The sequence below is a fragment of the Roseateles sp. GW835-FHT13E02 genome (genome assembly GCF_058794035.1).
Genome location: NZ_JBXAGJ010000020.1, coordinates 49,632 through 65,043, shown reverse-complemented (window position 1 = coordinate 65,043; position 15,412 = coordinate 49,632). Strand labels below are relative to the sequence as shown.

Genomic DNA, 15,412 nt, shown 5'->3' with positions numbered 1-15,412 from the left:
TCAGATCCAACCCAGGTCGATCGCACGCAAGACCGCCTGCGTGCGGTCGCGCACGCCCATCTTGGAGAAGATGGCCGAGCAGTGGTTCTTGATCACGCCCTCGCTATTGCCCAGCAGGGCGGCGATCTCGGTGTTGCTGCGGCCGCTGGCGACCAGGCGCAGCACCTGCAGCTCCTTGGGCGAGAGCGGGTCGGGCTGTTCGGTGGCCAGGAAGGCGCGTTCGGCCGTGCTGGCCGGGCGCTCCATGCGGGTGGTCAGCGAGGGGCGCAGGGCGGTGCCGCCTTCGGCCACATCGCGCAGGGCCTGCACCAGGGTGTCGGTGCTGATGGCCTTGAGCAGAAAACCGCGGGCGCCGGCGCGCACGGCCTCGTCGAACACGGCCGCGTCGTCAAAAGTGGTGAGCAACACCACGGGGATGCTGAGCGCCCGCGCGGCCAGGGCGCGGATCAGGCCCAGGCCGTCCAGGCGCGGCATGCGCATGTCGGAGAGGATCAAGTCCGGCGGCTCGCCGCCCAGGCGGGCGATCTGTTCCAAGGCATCGGCGCCGTCGTTGGCTTCACCGACGATCTGGATGTCCTCATGCAGGGCCAGCAGGCCTTTGAGGCCATCGCGCACCAGCTGCTGGTCTTCCACCAGCAAGAGGCGAATGCTGCCCTTGGCCGCGGCTTGGGCGGCGCTGCTGGGCTTGAGTTGAGGAAGAGGGGGGATGGGGTTGTTCATGCTGTCCTTGGACACCGCAATTCAATTCGGAAACCGGGCTGGCTGCGCTGCACCTCCATGCGCCCGCCCAGCTCGCTCATGCGCTCGGCCATGCCTTGCAGACCGTTGCCCGGCTTGAGGTGGGTGGCACCCAGGCCGTTGTCGTCAATGCTGACGCGGACTTCTCCTTGTGGCAAGACGTCCGTGCCAAGACTCGTTTCGTGGGACTCAATGGCCACTTCGATGCTCACCCGCGAGGCGCGGGCGTGACGAACACTGTTGGTCACCGCCTCCTGCACGCAGCGCAGCAGGGCATGGGCCACGCGCGGGCTCAGGTCGCGAGCGGTGGGGGCGATGGTCAGTTCGATATGGGTACTGGCAATGCCGTCGACCAGAGCCTGCAAGGCGGTGCTGAGGTCGATGCGCTGCGAGCTGCGCTGCTGGCTGACGGCCTGGCGCACATCAGCCAGCAGATTGGCCGCACTCTGCCTCGCCTTGTCCACGGCCAGGGCGGCGCCCTCGCCATCGGCGCGCTGCAGCAGGGCGCTGCTCAGCTGCAGTTGCAGGTTCAGCGCGGTCAGGTGGTGGCCGACCACATCGTGCAGCTCGCGTGCCATCAGGGTGCGCTCGTTGTAGCGCAGCTGCTCGGCCTGTAACTGCTCGGCGCTCAGGCGCTCGGCCAGCATGGCTTGCAGCCAGCGGCGTTTTTCGGATTCGGCGGCGGCCATGCGGCCCAGGCCGAAGGCCATGCCATGCAGGGCCACCATGGCCATCAGCAAGCCCATATTGTCCAGCCAGTTGGGCACGCCGCTGCTGCCCGGCGTCACCACCTCGGCCAGGGGCAGCAGCCAGTTCATGGCCAGGTTGATGCCGATCTGGGCCAGAGCGAAGAGGAAGGCGGTGCGCGCGCGCAGCAAGACAGCGGCCAGGGCCGTGACCAAAAAGGGCAGGCCCGGCGTCACGGCGATGGCCAGCAGATCGATCAGCACCAGGCGCAGCAGGGTGTTCGGGGGCGGCTGGTCGGCGCGGCCTTCACGGGCCAATCGCCAATAACCCCAGGCGAACAGCAGCACCAGGCTGAAGCAGCCGATCAGGAGGATGGGGTCGTTGCTGCTGCCGCCCCAACGCAGGTAGAGGGCCGGCACGGCGCCGTCGTAGGCGTCGGTGCGGTAGCCCAGCAGGCCGGCGATGGCCGCAGCCAGCTCCAGCAGGCAGATCGACAGGGCGGCCACCCGCAGCACCACATTGGGTTGCGCCACGCGGGCCAGGATGCGGTCCAGTTGCTGGTCCAGCAAGCGCAGCGGAGAGGTGTTCAGCGGATTCTGCAAGGGGACACTTTGTTCAGCGAGTCGGCAGGGTGCCACAGCGGGGTCGCTTCTGGCATGTGTGTTTGGTCATGCAGGCGCCCCGGGGTACCGAAGCAGGGGGCGGGAGGGGCGGCTCAGCCTGCGGCTGGCGCGGCGATGGCCTCGGCAATCACGCCGCCGCCCAGGCAGACCTCCCCGTCGTAGAGCACCAGGCTCTGGCCCGGGGTGACGGCCCATTGCGGCTGGGCAAAGTCCACGCGGCAGTGGCCTGCGGCCGGCGTGTCGGGGTGGAAGGCGCAGGCGGCATCGGCCTGCCGATAGCGGGTCTTGGCGCCGAAACCGCCAAAAGCGGGCTGGGTATCGGTCCAGGACAGGTCGTCGGCGACCAGGGCCTGGCTCAGCAGCAGCGGGTGCTGGTGGCCTTGAACGACGATCAAGGTGTTCTTCTCCATGTCTTTGCGCGCCACGAACCAGGGCTCATGTTCGCCACCGCCGCGCGGCGTCCCTTTCTCCTTCACGCCGCCGATGCCCAGGCCCTGGCGCTGGCCCAGGGTGTAGAAGGACAGGCCGACATGCTCGCCCAGCTTGCGGCCGCGCTCGTCCTTGATCGGGCCGGGCTGGTGCGCCAGGTAGCGGTTCAGGAACTCGCGGAAGGGCCGCTCGCCGATGAAGCAGATGCCGGTCGAGTCCTTCTTCTTGGCGTTCGGCAGGCCGATCTCCTCGGCGATGCGGCGCACCTCGGTCTTGTGCAGCTCGCCGACCGGGAACAGGGTCTTGGCCAGCTGGGCCTGGTTCAGGCGGTGCAGGAAGTAGCTCTGGTCCTTGCTGTTGTCCACGCCCTTGAGCAATTCCGTCCGGCCGTCGCGTTGGCGCACGCGAGCGTAATGGCCGGTGGCGATTTTCTCGGCGCCCAGGCGCATGGCGTGGTCGAGAAAGGCCTTGAACTTGATCTCGGCATTGCAGAGCACATCGGGGTTGGGCGTGCGGCCGGCCTGGTACTCGCGCAGGAAGGCGGCGAATACGCGGTCCTTGTAGTCGGCGGCGAAGTTGACATGCTCGATCTCGATGCCGATCACATCGGCCACCGCGGCCGCGTCGACGAAGTCGATGTTGGAGGAACAGTACTCGCTGTTGTCATCGTCCTCCCAGTTCTTCATGAAGATGCCCACGACTTCGTGGCCGGCCTTTTTCAGCAGGTAGGCGGTGACGGCGGAATCGACGCCGCCGGACAGGCCGACGACGATGCGTTGCTTGGAGTTCATGGCCGCGATTGTCCCGCAAGGTCCGCGCACCCCGCCCTGGTGCCGGCTTTCGCACCGGCTTGGGGCGGTGCTTGACACCCGCAAATGCGGGGCAAGTCGTCATTAACAGAACTTTACAATCCGCGCCGATCTGTGGTTTCCCTGTTTTTCCTTGAATCGGCGGCGTTCTGCGCCCCGCGAGCGCCGGCCATGAAGCTGCATCCTTTTCGAATCACCCCTCACTGCGAACGCATCAGCGCCAAAGATCGCTTCAAGATCTACCTGGGCGCCTTGCTGCATCCGACCCAAACGCAACGCTGGCTGAACTTTGTCAGCGCCCACCCGGTGCTGATGGGGGCAGTGCGCGAGCACCCCAAGCTGCTGAGCAAGATCTACCGCCCGTATTTTTCGCGTCGCCTCGGTTGCGCACGCCGGGTGGAGCTGCTGATGGATCACTACGGTTTCATGCTCGAGCAGGGCCTGGAGCCGGTGTTGGCCCGGGCGGCACGCGAGAACCTGGTGCTCTGTGAGCTGAGTGGCAAGTCGGGTGCGACCTTCCAGGTCGAGCTCTCGGCCATTCACGAAGGCCACCGCGAGGGGGATCTCTGCCTGCGCCTGATGCTGGACGGCGAGATGGTGTTCAGCGCCTCCTTTGTCTTCATGCGCCGCCAGGGCAAGCCTTGCGTGGCCATCGGCCGCCTGCAGGGCGGGCGCTGCGAGGGCTCGCGTGAGCTGGTGCGCCGCGCCACCAAGGACTTCTACGGCTGCCGCCCCGGCGTGGTGCTGGTGCAGGCGGTGCGGCAGATCGGCGCCTCGCTCGGCTGCGAGCGCCTGATCCTGATCAGCAACCGCGATCGTGTGGCGCTCAACCCCTGGCGCCGCCGCAAGATCAGCTCCAACTACGACGCCTTGTGGGGCGAGATCGGTGCGCGACCCAGCGAGTGCGGCAGTTTCGAGCTGCGCTGCGACGAGGTGCCTCAGCCGGCTCTGGAAGAGGTGCCTTCGCGCAAGCGTACCGAGGTCAAGCGCAAGTTCGCCATGCTGGATGCCATGTACGCGGGCTTGCGGCTGCAACCGCCGGCCTGAGCTGGTACACCGCCTTGCTCGGAGCCGAAGGTCTCTCAGGCGAGGTTCAGTTGCTGGTGCAGCCAGGCGCGCGCCTCAGCGTCCTGTTTGTGCAAGGACAGCGGCAAGCCGGTGGAGGCGAACACACGGCGAAATTGCGCCTCCACGATCCACAGCGAGCTCGGGTCTGGCCCACTCAGGGCCAGGGCGCACAGGCCGCTTTGCAGCAGGCCCGGCGCAGCGGCCTGCAAGGCCAGCTCGGCCTCCGGCGTCATCAAGGCGTCGTCGCGAGCCAGTTGCACCAGGGCGGTCCAGGATCGGCCCTGGAGTGGGGCTACATGCCCGGCCAGTTCGCGCATCACCCGGTTGATCTCCTCGACATTGGCCGTGGCTTGCGGCGCAAAAACAAGCAAGCGGTCGTCGCGGCTGATGCGGGTGTCGCCGTGGGGTTTGAAGTGCATGGCGGAAGGGTCCAGCTCAGAGTTTCTGCAAGGGTGCGAACAGTGAGGCATCGTTGTACACCGCTTCCAGCGGCAGGCGCCGGCCCGCGGCATGGTCCTCGCAGCAGCGCAGCACCAGGGGGCTGCGGTGGCGCGCGGCGGTGGCGCGCAGCTCGTCCAGGCTGAGCCAGAGCGTGCGCACGATGCCCTGGTCCAGCGCTCGGCCCGCGATTTCTTCTCCGACCGTACCGCCAAAAGCCAGGCGCAGGTAGGTGACATCCTCCTGCCACGCCGGCCGCTGGAAGCGGGCCAGATAGCAGCCCAGGAAGGACTCGGGTGTGAAGGCTCGCGCCGTTTCCTCCAGCGCCTCGCGCACCACCGCCTGCAGCGGCGTCTCGCCCGGGTCGAGATGGCCGGCCGGGTTGTTCAGCATCAGGCCCTCGGGCGTCTCTTCCTCGACCAGCAGGTAGCGGCCATCGCGCTCAACCACGGCTGCGACCGTGACCGAAGGCTTCCAGCGTTCGTGATTTGTCATCTGTCGTTTGCTCCGCGCTTCCAGGGGTGTCTACGGGGGTGGAGTGTCACCTCGATTGTGTAAGCTCGACGCAAGCTGAACAGTCATATGGTTTGTTTGACCCGAGGAGGGACTCATGCAGATAGGTGTTCCGCGCGAGCGCGCGGCCGGAGAGACGCGGGTGGCTGCCACCCCGGAGACGGTCAAGAAGCTGAAGGCGCAAGGCCACAGCGTGCTGGTCGAGCGCGAGGCCGGCGTGGCGGCCAGCATCACCGATGAGGCTTACCTGGCCGCCGGCGCCGACATCGTCGAGCAGGCCGCCGCCCTGAGCGCCGACCTGGTGCTCAAGGTGCGCCGGCCCGAGGCCGAGGAGCTGGCCTTGATGAAATCGGGCGCCACCCTGGTCGGCATGCTGGACCCCTTCGACCGCGCCGGCCTGCAAGCCCTGGCCGCGGCCGGCCTGACCAGCTTTGCGCTGGAAGCCGCGCCGCGCACCTCACGTGCCCAGAGCATGGACGTGCTCTCCAGCCAGGCCAATATCGCCGGCTACAAGGCGGTGATGATGGCGGCCGAGCGCTACCAGCGCTTCTTCCCCATGCTGATGACGGCGGCCGGCACGGTCAAGGCGGCGCGCGTCGTCATCCTCGGCGTCGGCGTGGCCGGCTTGCAGGCGATTGCCACGGCCAAGCGCCTGGGCGCGGTGATCGAGGCCTCGGATGTGCGGCCGGCCGTCAAGGAACAGGTCGAGTCGCTCGGCGCCAAGTTCATCGACGTGCCTTACGAAACCCAGGAAGAGCGTGAAGCGGCCGAGGGCGTGGGCGGTTATGCCCGGCCCATGCCACCGAGCTGGCTGGACCGCCAGCGTGCCGAGGTGGCCAAGCGCGTGGCCCAGGCCGATGTGGTGATCAGCACCGCTCTGATCCCGGGCCGCGCCGCACCGCAGCTGATCAGCGAGGACATGGTGCGCAGCATGAAGCCGGGCTCGGTCATCGTCGACCTGGCCGCCGGCCGTGGCGCCGATGGCGTGGGCGGCAACTGCCCGCTGACCGAGGCCGGCCGCACGGTGGTCAAACATGGCGTCGCCCTGGTCGGCGAGACCAATCTGCCCGCCCTGGTGGCAGCCGACGCTTCGGCCCTGTATGCCCGCAATGTGCTGGACTTCCTCAAGCTCGTCCTCGCCAAGGACGGCACGCTCAGCGTGCCCCTCGATGACGACATCGTCGCCGCCTGCCTGGTCAGCCAGGGCGGTGAGGTCAAGCGCAGCTAACCCGAGATTGCCATGGAACTCGTCAGCCCCACCCTCACCAATCTGATCATCTTCGTGCTGGCCATCTACGTGGGCTACCACGTGGTCTGGACGGTCACGCCGGCCTTGCACACGCCGCTGATGGCGGTGACTAACGCCATCTCGGCCATCGTCATCGTCGGCGCCATGCTGGCGGCGGCCCTGACCGAGACCGACGCCGGCAAGCTCATGGGCACCCTGGCCGTGGCCCTGGCGGCGGTCAATGTCTTCGGCGGCTTCCTGGTCACGCGCCGGATGCTGGAGATGTTCAAGAAGAAGGCGCCCAAGCCCGCCGACACGAGCAACAAGGCGGAGGCGCGCTCATGAGTCTGAACCTCGTCACCTTCCTGTATCTGGTCGCCAGCGTCTGCTTCATTCAGGCGCTCAAAGGGCTTTCGCACCCGACCACCTCGATCCGCGGCAACCTCTTCGGCATGGTCGGCATGGCGATTGCCGCCCTGACCACGGTGGCCCTGATCCTCAAGCTGGCCGGCGGACAGAGCCTGGGACTGGCCTATGTGCTGGCCGGTCTGGTGGTCGGCGGCGGCATCGGCGCTTACATGGCGCAAAAGGTCGAGATGACCAAGATGCCGGAGTTGGTCGCCTTCATGCACAGCATGATCGGCTTGGCAGCCGTCTTCATCGCCGCCACCGCCGTGCTGGAACCCTGGGCTTTTGCCATCACGGCCAAGGGCGATCCGATTCCGGGCGGCAACCGCATCGAGCTGGCGCTGGGCGCCTTCATCGGCGCGGTCACCTTCAGCGGCTCGGTCATTGCCTTCGGCAAGCTCTCGGGTAAGTACAAATTCCGCCTCTTCCAGGGCACGCCGGTGTCCTTCCCCGGTCAGCACAAGCTGAACCTGGCCCTGGGACTGGCGGCGCTGTTCTTCTGCTTCGGCTTCTGGCATTCGCAGAGCTGGCTGGACTTCGGCCTGATCCTGGCCCTGGGCTTCGCGCTGGGCGTGCTGCTGATCATCCCGATCGGCGGCGCCGACATGCCGGTGGTGGTGTCCATGCTGAACAGCTATTCGGGTTGGGCGGCGGCCGGCATCGGCTTCAGCCTGAACAACAGCATGCTGATCATTGCCGGCTCGCTGGTGGGCAGCTCGGGGGCCATCCTGAGCTACATCATGTGCAAGGCCATGAACCGCAGCTTCTTCAATGTGATCCTGGGCGGCTTTGGTGGGGACACCTCCAGCGCAGCGGCCGGGGCCGCCGTGCAGCGCACGGTCAAGAGCGGCAGCGCCGATGACGCCGCCTTCATCCTTGGCAATGCCGAGACGGTGGTGATCGTGCCCGGCTACGGCCTGGCGGTGGCGCGCGCCCAGCATGCGGTCAAGGAACTGGCCGAGAAGCTCACGCACAAAGGCATCACGGTCAAGTACGCCATCCACCCGGTGGCCGGCCGCATGCCCGGCCATATGAATGTGCTGCTGGCCGAGGCCGAAGTGCCCTACGACCAGGTCTTCGAGATGGAAGACATCAACGGCGAGTTCGGCCAGGTCGATGTCGCCATCGTGCTCGGCGCCAACGATGTGGTGAACCCGGCCGCGCTGACCAAGGGCAGCCCGATTTACGGCATGCCCATCCTCGAGGCCTACAAGGCCAAGACCATCATCGTCAACAAGCGCTCGATGGCGGCCGGTTACGCCGGCCTGGACAACGAGCTCTTCTATATGGACAAGACCATGATGGTCTTCGGTGACGCCAAGAAGGTGGTGGAGGATATGGTCAAGGCGATCGAGTGAAAAGGCCGCGGGCGGCACGCGGGTGCCGCTCTAGAGTCTCGTATCGAATCCCCTGATGAGACCAGGGGTCTCCATCGGTCAGAATCCGGGGCATCGAATGGAGACAAAGAAGATGGACAAGACCTGGCTCAAGAGCTACCCCGAGGGAGTTCCTGCCGAGATCCATGCCGAGCAATATCCGTCCCTGGTGGACCTGATGGACTCGGCCTTCAAGAAGTACCCGCAGCTGGCGGCCTACACCATGATGGGCCGCACCATGAAGTTCGCCCAGGTGGACGAGGCCTCGCGTGCCCTGGCCGCCTATCTGCAGAGCCTCGGCCTGGAGAAAGGCGACCGGGTCGCCGTGATGATGCCCAATGTGCTGCAGTACCCGGTGGCCGTGGCCGCCATCCTGCGCGCCGGCTATGTGGTGGTGAACGTCAACCCGCTCTACACCCCGCGTGAACTGGAACATCAGCTCAAGGACGCCGGCGCCAAGGCCATCGTCATCCTGGAGAACTTCGCCGCCACCTTGCAGCAGGTGATCAAGCAGGTGCCGACCCAGCATGTGATCTTGGCGTCCATGGGCGAGATGCTGGGCTTCCCCAAGAGCCTGATCGTCAACTACGTGGTGCGCCGGGTGAAGAAGATGGTGCCGGCCTTTGAGCTGCCCGGCGCAGTCGAGTTTGGCGAGGCGCTGGCGCGCGGCCGCGGCCTGGCCTACAAGGCGCCCAAGGTCGGCCCCAACGACATCGCCGTGCTGCAGTACACCGGTGGCACCACCGGCGTGTCCAAGGGCGCCGTGCTCTTGCACCGCAATCTGGTCGCCAATGTGATGCAGGCCGAGGCCTGGTACATGCCGGCGCTGAAGAAGGTGCCGGCCGGCGAGCAGGTGGTGGGCATCGCCGCCCTGCCGCTGTATCACATCTTCGGTTTCACCACCAATATGATGCTGGCCATGCACATGGGCGGCTGCAATGTGCTGATCCCCAATCCGCGTGATTTGCCGGCCATGTTCAAGGAACTGGCCAAGCACCGTTTCCATTGCTTCCCGGCCGTCAATACCTTGTTCATGGCCATGGCCAACCACAAGGACTTCAACGCCGTGGACTGGAGCCATCTGGTCATCTCGGTGGGCGGCGGCATGGCGGTGCAGCAGGCCACGGCCAAGCTCTGGCTGGAGAAGACCGGCTGTTCCATCTGCGAGGGCTACGGCCTGAGCGAGACCTCGCCCGTGGCCAGCTGCAACCCGACCGACAGCACGCAGTACACCGGCTCCATCGGCCTGCCCCTGCCCAGCACCGAGCTGCGCCTGCTCGATGACGCGGGCAACCCGGCCGCGCCCGGCGCCACCGGCGAAATCGCCATCCGCGGCCCGCAGGTCATGGCGGGCTACTGGCAGCGCCCGGACGAAACCGCCCAGGTCATGACGGCCGACGGCTTCTTCCGCACCGGCGACATCGGCACCGTGGACGAAAAAGGTTACTTCCGCGTTGTCGATCGCAAGAAAGACATGATTCTGGTCAGCGGCTTCAACGTTTACCCCAACGAGGTGGAAGACGTGATCACCATGATGGACGGCGTGCTCGAATGCGCGGCCGTCGGCATCGCCGATGCGAAAGCGGGCGAGGCGGTCAAGGTGGCCATCGTGCGCAAGCCCGGCGCCGCCAAGGAAGTCAGCGAAGCCGATGTGCGCGCCTACTGCGAGGCTCACCTGACCGGCTACAAGCGCCCCAAGGTCATCGAGTTCCGCACTGAACTGCCCAAGACTCCGGTCGGCAAGATCCTGCGGCGTGAACTGCGCGACAAAACCTGAGCGTGTTGCGGGCGGGGTTTCTGCCTCTCGAGGCCCACTCTCCACTAGAGTCGGGCCCCTGAGGAAGGAAAAACCGTGATGCTGGAACAGGCCTACACCAAGACCGAACAAGGCCGCGCCGAGATCAAGAACCGGGCGCTGCCGCTGTCGCGCAGCCTGCGCAACCTCCTGCTGGTCATCGATGACAGCAAGAGTGCCCAGCAATGGCTGGGCCTGGTGCAGGGCATCACGGCGGCGGACATCGCCTTTCTGATCGACCAGGGCCTGATTGCGCCATCAAGCCGGGCTGGATCCGCAGCCGGGCTGGCGCCCGCCGCCCCGCAAGCCCCTGCGCTGCCAAGCCTGGACTACCAGGCCCTGTACGCCTACCTCACCGGTGCCGCGCGTGAGCACCTGGGCCTGATCAAGGGCTACCGCTGGGTGCTGGATGTGGAGCGCTGTGGCGACCTCCCGGCCCTGCAGCAGCTGGCCCTGCGCTTTGTGGACGAAGTGCGCCAGGCTCAGGGCGATGCGGTGGCGTTCAAGGTCCGCCAGTCTCTGGGCCTGTAGCGGCCATGCAGCGAGCGGGCGATGTTCGCCCGTCGGGGTGGCCGGGCTGTCCCTGGCTGGCACGCCGGCCGGCCGCCTGACTCGGTGATTCCACGGGCTGGCGCCGCGCCAGCACCCGCCTACCATCGCGCGTTCGCCACTTTTGAGCGCCAGCCATGCTTGCACGTCTTTCGCGCCGATCCCGCGCTCCGCTTGCCTTGTGGGCCGGGGTCCTGGCCTCATTGCTGGCATTGAGTGCCTGCCAGAAGGGCGGGGCCAGCGACGGCGCTGCCGCGTCGGCGAGCGGGGCTTCTTCGGCCGCCTCCAGCCCTGCCGTGGCGGCTGCCGCCTCGGCCGTACCGCCTGCGCTGGACGGCATCGCCCTGGCTGCGCCCGATGCTGCCGCGGTGCGTCAGCCCAGCAGCCCGCAGGCCTGGGGCGGCCCGCGCAGCGGCCAGGAGCCGACGCTGTCCGACCGGGTGGTGGACTACCAGATCGAAGCCCGGCTCGACCCCGAGGCCCACACCATCGAGGGCAAGCAGCGCCTGAGCTGGCGCAACCGCAGCGCCGTGCCGGTGCGCTCCGTCTACCTGCACCTCTACCTCAATGCCTTTGAGGGCGAGGGCAGCACCTTCATGAGCGAGCAGCGCCGCCTGGGCTTTGCCTTCCGCAGCGATGTGCCGATCAAGAAGGGCGACTGGGGCTATATCGAGCTGAAGAAGGTGCAGCAGGCCGGCGTGGCCGTGCCCTGGTACTTTGTTCAGCCCGATGGCGGCCCGGCCACCGACCGCACCGTGGTGCGCCTGGACCTGCCGCAGGCGGTGGCACCCGGTGGCAGCACCACGCTGGACATCGATTTCTTCGACCAGCTGCCGCGCGTGCTGGCCCGCACCGGTTATTTCGGCAGCTTCCATCTGGTGGGCCAGTGGTTCCCCAAGATTGCCGTGCTGGAGCTGCCCGGCGAGCGGGGCGCGACAGCGCCGCGCTGGAACGCGCATGAGTTCCATCTGCACAGCGAGTTCTACGCCGATTTCGGGCGTTATGAGGTGCGCATCGACGTGCCCGAGGGCTACACGGTCGGCGCCACCGGCGAGCTGCAGGGCGAGCCCAAGAAGCAGGGGGGCCGTGTCATCCACCACTACGTGCAAGGCGATGTGCATGACTTCGCCTGGACGGCCGACAAGCGCTTTGCCCCGCCGCTGAAAGCGGTCTACGAGGGCGAGGGCAGCCCCAAGGTGCAGGTCCAGGTGCTGTACCCGCCCGAGTACGCCCACAACGCGCCGGTGGTGCTCAAGGCCACGCTGGATGCGCTGGCCTGGTTCTCCAAGACCTTGGGCCCCTACCCCTACCGCACGGTCACGGCCGTGGTGCCGCCCTTCAATGCCAAGGAAGCGGGCGGCATGGAGTACCCGACCTTCTTCACCGCCGACAGCTATGCCGACCAGACCCCCGGCACCCTGGCCCATTTCGGCCAGGAGTTCGTCACCATCCACGAGTTCGGCCATGGCTACTTCTACGGCATCCTGGCCTCCAATGAGTTCGAGGAGCCTTTTCTCGACGAGGGCCTGAACGAGTTCTGGGACCAGCGCATGATTCAGGCCCGCGGCCAGCGGGCGCCCGTGACCACGGCTGCGCTCAAGCGCCTGGGCGTGGGCACCACCGTCGATGTGTTCGAGGGCGAGCGCCTGGGCGCCGGTCTCAAGGACCCGCCGGACGGCCTGGGCCAGAACAGCTGGCACCGCCATTCCAGTGGCAGCTACAGCACGGTGTACTCCCGCACCGCCACCGCCTTGCGCGACCTGGAGGCGCAGATCGGCCGCGAGAAGCTGGAGCTGGCCTTCAAGACCTACTACCAGCGCTGGAAGTTCCGCCACCCGAGCACGGCCGATTTGCGCGAGGTGCTGGCCGAGGTCAGCGGCCAGCCGGCCCTGGTGCAGCGCCTGTTCGAGCAACACATCTACGCCAGCCGCTCGGTCGATGACCGGGTGGAGAGCTTCAAGAGCGTGGAAGAGCTGCCCCTGCTGGGACGGCATATCAGCCCCGATGGCCGGCGCAGCGAGCTGGACAAGGACGCACAGGAGGACCTGGTCGAGAAGCTGCGCAAGCAGTGGAAGAAGGACCACCCGGCCTCGTCGTCCAAGGCCGAGGCCAAGAAGGACCCGCAGACCGGCGAAGTGCTGGCCGAGCCCGGACCTTTCCCCTACCGCACCACGGTGGTGTTGCGCCGGCGCGGCGCGGCGGTGCCGCAAACCCTGCGCGTGCGTTTTGCCGATGGCAGTGTGGAGACGGTGCGCTGGGACGACCAGCAGTCCTGGGCCCGCTTCAGCTGGGTCAAGCCGGTCAAGGCTGTGTCCGCCGAGCTGGACCCCGAACGCCTGCATTACCTGGATCAGAACCAGCTCGACAACAGCCGCGCCCTCAAGAGCGACGGCCGGGCCGCCCGCCGCATCGCCAGCGATGCCGGCAGCCTCTTGCAAACCCTTCTCGCCCTGGTGGCCACGCTATGAACATGCCGGCGCTCTTGACCCCCGCTCCCGATCTGCGCGGCCAGCTGCGCACCGGTGCCCGCCTGGCCTCGCAATGGCGCTTGCTGCTGCTCTGGCTGCTGGCCCTGGCCTTGCCCTGGTTGCTGGCCCTGCTGCCGCTCTGGCGCGCTCTGGCGGCTCAGCTGGACCAATCGCTGGCTGCAAAGCGCCTGGTGGATGGCTTTGAGCTGCCGGTGCTGGCCGAGGCCGTGATGGGCCTGGGCCCCAACGGCTTTGGCGCCTCGGCCCTGCTCAGCAGCGTGCTGCTCTTGGCCTTGCTGTTGCCCTGGCTCAGCGGCTGCCTGATTGCGGTGGTTCGCTCGCCCCAGCCGCTGGGCTTCATGGCCTTGCTGCAGGGCGGCCTGCGCGAGTACGGCCGCATGACGCGGCTCTGGCTCTGGGCGCTTTGCCTGCTGGGCGCGGTGGCGGCACTGGGCGGCGGGTTGATGCATTGGGTGGGCGAGAAAGCGACGCTGATGCAGCTGGAGGCCGAGGCCGATCGCTGGAGCCAGGCGGTGATGCTGTTCACCGGCCTGCTGTTCCTGCTGGTGCATGCCAGCCTGGATGCGGCGCGCGCCCGCCTGGCCCTGGAGCCGCAGCGCCGCTCGGTGTTCAAGGCCTGGCGTCTGGCCACGCGTGACCTCTGGCGCCAGCCGCGCCGCATCGGCGTCTATCTGCTGATCACGGCGCTGGGCTTGCTGGCGGCGGCGCTGATCGGGCTCTTGCGGGTGCAGCTGGCGCCGGTGGGGGCGGGCAGCCAGCTGCTGGCCTTGGCGATGGGTCAGCTGCTGGTGCTGGCCCTGGTGTGGATGCGTTGCGCGCGCGTCTTTGCGCTGGCGGCCGCCGGGCGCCTGGACTGAATGAATGAAAAAGGGCGGCCCTGAAGGCTGGCACACTGGCGACTTCTCGTCCGTCTTTGCCTGCCATGCCGCCGCGTTTTTATGTCGACCAACCCCTGGGCACCTCGTCCAGCGAGCTCAGCCTGCCGCCCAGCGCGGCCCGCCATGTGCAGGTGCTGCGCCTGCAGCCGGGCAGCCCGCTGACCCTGTTCGATGGCAGCGGCGCCGAGTGGCAGGCGGAAGTGCTGGCCATGGGCCGCAGCGAGGTGCGTGTGCACTTGCAGGCTCGCCAGCTGGTGCAGCGTGAGCTGCGTCAGCACATCACCCTGGCCCTGGCCATGCCGGCCAATGACCGCATGGACGGCGTCGTCGAGAAGGCCACCGAGCTCGGCGGCAGCGCCGTCCAGCCCGTGATGAGCGAGCGCTCGGTGCTGCGCCTCAGCGGCGAGCGCGCCGAGAAAAAGCAGGCGCATTGGCGCGGTGTGGCCATTGCCGCGGCCGAGCAATGCGGCCGCACCCGCATCCCCGAGATCGGCGCGGTGCAGTCCCTGGCTTCATGGTTGGCCCAGCTGGGCCCGCAGCCAGCCACGCAGCGCCGCTGGCTGCTCAGCCCCACGGCCGCTCAGCCCCTGCAAGCCCTGGCGGCCGCGCAGGCGGAGGCCAGTCACACCTTGGTGCTCAGCGGCCCGGAGGGCGGCCTAAGCCCCGCTGAAGAAGAGGCGGCCCGCGCCCAGGGTTTCGTCGCCGTTCAGCTGGGCCCGCGCATCCTGCGCGCCGACACGGCGCCGCTGGCGGTGCTGGGCTGGCTGGCGCTAAGTTAGGCGCGTTGAATCAGAAAGAGCGTGCAGCCAAGTCTTGTAAACGACGGCGTGCGCGAGCGAGGCTGGGTGATCGTTCAGAAGCTCGCTCAGGGCTCCAAGACGATGAAACTAAAGCCCGAAGTCTTGCGTTATAGCCAATACCCTGGCTAGCGACTGCACCCTTTTCTTTCACGAGATCTTCTCTGACTTCTCGCGGCGCAAGCTTTGCAAGTTGTAGCAAGTGGCTTTTCGGATCCGGCAAATCGTCGGGGACCTGTGGAAGTTTGCCCTTGGCACCTATCAGTTGGCGCATCGCTTCATGGTCGGCTAAGACCCAGGACTCGACTTCTCTCACGGCGATACGTAGCAATAGATTGGGAGGTGTCGGTGAGCCGGTCAGCCATGCGTCCCTTAACTGCCGGGGGCATGCAAGTCGATCTAGGTCAGTTATGAGTAGCACCGGTTTGAGGCGCGCCAGAGCTTTCCAGGACTCGATCTTGGACTGAAGGTAGCCGAAGCCGTCTTTACGCAACAGCTGGACGCTCCTTGGCGCTAAGTTGATCTCCGCCAGCAATTGGAGGCCAACTGATTCACTGAGTACATCTTCAGTTGCCAGGGCCATCTTC

15 protein-coding genes are annotated in these 15,412 nt (G+C 67.0%); 9 read left to right on the top strand and 6 right to left on the bottom strand.

What is annotated here, in order from left to right:
- The 3 genes from AC1Q6P_RS18470 to mnmA all read right to left on the bottom strand — a co-directional run bounded on the left by AC1Q6P_RS18470 (nt 1) and on the right by mnmA (nt 3,268).
- Nucleotides 1-720: a response regulator gene (locus AC1Q6P_RS18470; protein WP_102768551.1), complete on the bottom strand. Its 720-nt coding sequence runs from the start codon at nt 718-720 to the stop codon at nt 1-3.
- The gene (locus tag AC1Q6P_RS18465) at nt 717-2,027 is read right to left on the bottom strand and encodes a sensor histidine kinase (RefSeq protein ID WP_102768550.1); all 1,311 of its coding nucleotides are present in this window, start codon (nt 2,025-2,027) and stop codon (nt 717-719) included. Before AC1Q6P_RS18465 ends, AC1Q6P_RS18470 begins: the two co-directional genes overlap by 4 nt.
- 113 nt (nt 2,028-2,140) lie before the next feature.
- The gene (gene mnmA / locus AC1Q6P_RS18460) at nt 2,141-3,268 is read right to left on the bottom strand and encodes a tRNA 2-thiouridine(34) synthase MnmA (RefSeq protein WP_492665404.1); all 1,128 of its coding nucleotides are present in this window, start codon (nt 3,266-3,268) and stop codon (nt 2,141-2,143) included.
- A gap of 189 nt (nt 3,269-3,457) precedes the next feature.
- On the opposite strand from mnmA, the gene AC1Q6P_RS18455 reads away from it, so the two are divergent.
- The gene (locus AC1Q6P_RS18455) at nt 3,458-4,333 is read left to right on the top strand and encodes a DUF535 family protein (RefSeq protein ID WP_492665405.1); all 876 of its coding nucleotides are present in this window, start codon (nt 3,458-3,460) and stop codon (nt 4,331-4,333) included.
- 35 nt (nt 4,334-4,368) lie between these two features.
- Here AC1Q6P_RS18455 and AC1Q6P_RS18450 read toward each other — a convergent pair whose 3' ends face one another.
- Both AC1Q6P_RS18450 and AC1Q6P_RS18445 read right to left on the bottom strand, forming a co-directional pair.
- Nucleotides 4,369-4,773, bottom strand: coding sequence for a hypothetical protein (locus AC1Q6P_RS18450; protein WP_102768547.1), 405 nt, complete (start codon nt 4,771-4,773; stop codon nt 4,369-4,371).
- A gap of 16 nt (nt 4,774-4,789) precedes the next feature.
- Entirely contained in the window at nt 4,790-5,287 is a 498-nt protein-coding gene (locus tag AC1Q6P_RS18445; protein ID WP_492665406.1) for an NUDIX hydrolase, read from the bottom strand.
- A 115-nt stretch (nt 5,288-5,402) separates the two neighbouring features.
- Between AC1Q6P_RS18445 and AC1Q6P_RS18440 the strand changes: the two genes are divergently transcribed.
- The 8 genes from AC1Q6P_RS18440 to AC1Q6P_RS18405 all read left to right on the top strand — a co-directional run bounded on the left by AC1Q6P_RS18440 (nt 5,403) and on the right by AC1Q6P_RS18405 (nt 14,807).
- Nucleotides 5,403-6,533 carry a Re/Si-specific NAD(P)(+) transhydrogenase subunit alpha gene (locus AC1Q6P_RS18440; RefSeq protein WP_492665407.1) on the top strand — a complete coding sequence of 377 codons (1,131 nt, stop codon included), beginning with the start codon at nt 5,403-5,405 and terminating at the stop codon, nt 6,531-6,533.
- 12 nt (nt 6,534-6,545) lie between these two features.
- Nucleotides 6,546-6,878, top strand: coding sequence for an NAD(P) transhydrogenase subunit alpha part 2 (locus AC1Q6P_RS18435; protein WP_492665408.1), 333 nt, complete (start codon nt 6,546-6,548; stop codon nt 6,876-6,878).
- On the top strand, nt 6,875-8,299 hold the full coding sequence (locus AC1Q6P_RS18430; RefSeq protein ID WP_492665409.1) for an NAD(P)(+) transhydrogenase (Re/Si-specific) subunit beta: 1,425 nt from the start codon (nt 6,875-6,877) through the stop codon (nt 8,297-8,299). Before AC1Q6P_RS18435 ends, AC1Q6P_RS18430 begins: the two co-directional genes overlap by 4 nt.
- 112 nt (nt 8,300-8,411) lie before the next feature.
- On the top strand, nt 8,412-10,094 hold the full coding sequence (locus AC1Q6P_RS18425) for a long-chain-fatty-acid--CoA ligase (RefSeq protein WP_492665410.1): 1,683 nt from the start codon (nt 8,412-8,414) through the stop codon (nt 10,092-10,094).
- Nucleotides 10,095-10,172: 78 nt separating this feature from the next.
- Entirely contained in the window at nt 10,173-10,643 is a 471-nt protein-coding gene (locus tag AC1Q6P_RS18420) for a hypothetical protein (protein WP_492665445.1), read from the top strand.
- Nucleotides 10,644-10,798: 155 nt separating this feature from the next.
- Nucleotides 10,799-13,129 carry a M1 family metallopeptidase gene (locus AC1Q6P_RS18415; protein WP_492665411.1) on the top strand — a complete coding sequence of 777 codons (2,331 nt, stop codon included), beginning with the start codon at nt 10,799-10,801 and terminating at the stop codon, nt 13,127-13,129.
- Entirely contained in the window at nt 13,126-14,007 is an 882-nt protein-coding gene (locus AC1Q6P_RS18410; RefSeq protein WP_492665412.1) for a hypothetical protein, read from the top strand. The genes AC1Q6P_RS18415 and AC1Q6P_RS18410 overlap by 4 nt, the downstream gene beginning before the upstream one ends.
- 65 nt (nt 14,008-14,072) lie before the next feature.
- Nucleotides 14,073-14,807: a 16S rRNA (uracil(1498)-N(3))-methyltransferase gene (locus tag AC1Q6P_RS18405; RefSeq protein ID WP_492665413.1), complete on the top strand. Its 735-nt coding sequence runs from the start codon at nt 14,073-14,075 to the stop codon at nt 14,805-14,807.
- A 10-nt stretch (nt 14,808-14,817) separates the two neighbouring features.
- Here the strand turns inward: AC1Q6P_RS18405 and AC1Q6P_RS18400 are convergent, their stop codons facing one another.
- Nucleotides 14,818-15,408: a hypothetical protein gene (locus tag AC1Q6P_RS18400; RefSeq protein ID WP_492665414.1), complete on the bottom strand. Its 591-nt coding sequence runs from the start codon at nt 15,406-15,408 to the stop codon at nt 14,818-14,820.
- Nucleotides 15,409-15,412 lie beyond the last annotated feature (4 nt).

Excerpts from the sequence above, each read along its gene's own strand:
- AC1Q6P_RS18470 (WP_102768551.1), bottom strand. The coding sequence starts at position 720 with ATGAACAACCCCATCCCCCCTCTTCCTCAACTCAAGCCCAGCAGCGCC.
- mnmA (WP_492665404.1), bottom strand. The coding sequence starts at position 3,268 with ATGAACTCCAAGCAACGCATCGTCGTCGGCCTGTCCGGCGGCGTCGAT.
- AC1Q6P_RS18455 (WP_492665405.1), top strand. The coding sequence starts at position 3,458 with ATGAAGCTGCATCCTTTTCGAATCACCCCTCACTGCGAACGCATCAGC.
- AC1Q6P_RS18450 (WP_102768547.1), bottom strand. The coding sequence starts at position 4,773 with ATGCACTTCAAACCCCACGGCGACACCCGCATCAGCCGCGACGACCGC.
- AC1Q6P_RS18445 (WP_492665406.1), bottom strand. The coding sequence starts at position 5,287 with ATGACAAATCACGAACGCTGGAAGCCTTCGGTCACGGTCGCAGCCGTG.
- AC1Q6P_RS18440 (WP_492665407.1), top strand. The coding sequence starts at position 5,403 with ATGCAGATAGGTGTTCCGCGCGAGCGCGCGGCCGGAGAGACGCGGGTG.
- AC1Q6P_RS18435 (WP_492665408.1), top strand. The coding sequence starts at position 6,546 with ATGGAACTCGTCAGCCCCACCCTCACCAATCTGATCATCTTCGTGCTG.
- AC1Q6P_RS18430 (WP_492665409.1), top strand. The coding sequence starts at position 6,875 with ATGAGTCTGAACCTCGTCACCTTCCTGTATCTGGTCGCCAGCGTCTGC.
- AC1Q6P_RS18425 (WP_492665410.1), top strand. The coding sequence starts at position 8,412 with ATGGACAAGACCTGGCTCAAGAGCTACCCCGAGGGAGTTCCTGCCGAG.
- AC1Q6P_RS18420 (WP_492665445.1), top strand. The coding sequence starts at position 10,173 with ATGCTGGAACAGGCCTACACCAAGACCGAACAAGGCCGCGCCGAGATC.
- AC1Q6P_RS18415 (WP_492665411.1), top strand. The coding sequence starts at position 10,799 with ATGCTTGCACGTCTTTCGCGCCGATCCCGCGCTCCGCTTGCCTTGTGG.
- AC1Q6P_RS18410 (WP_492665412.1), top strand. The coding sequence starts at position 13,126 with ATGAACATGCCGGCGCTCTTGACCCCCGCTCCCGATCTGCGCGGCCAG.
- AC1Q6P_RS18405 (WP_492665413.1), top strand. The coding sequence starts at position 14,073 with ATGCCGCCGCGTTTTTATGTCGACCAACCCCTGGGCACCTCGTCCAGC.
- AC1Q6P_RS18400 (WP_492665414.1), bottom strand. The coding sequence starts at position 15,408 with ATGGCCCTGGCAACTGAAGATGTACTCAGTGAATCAGTTGGCCTCCAA.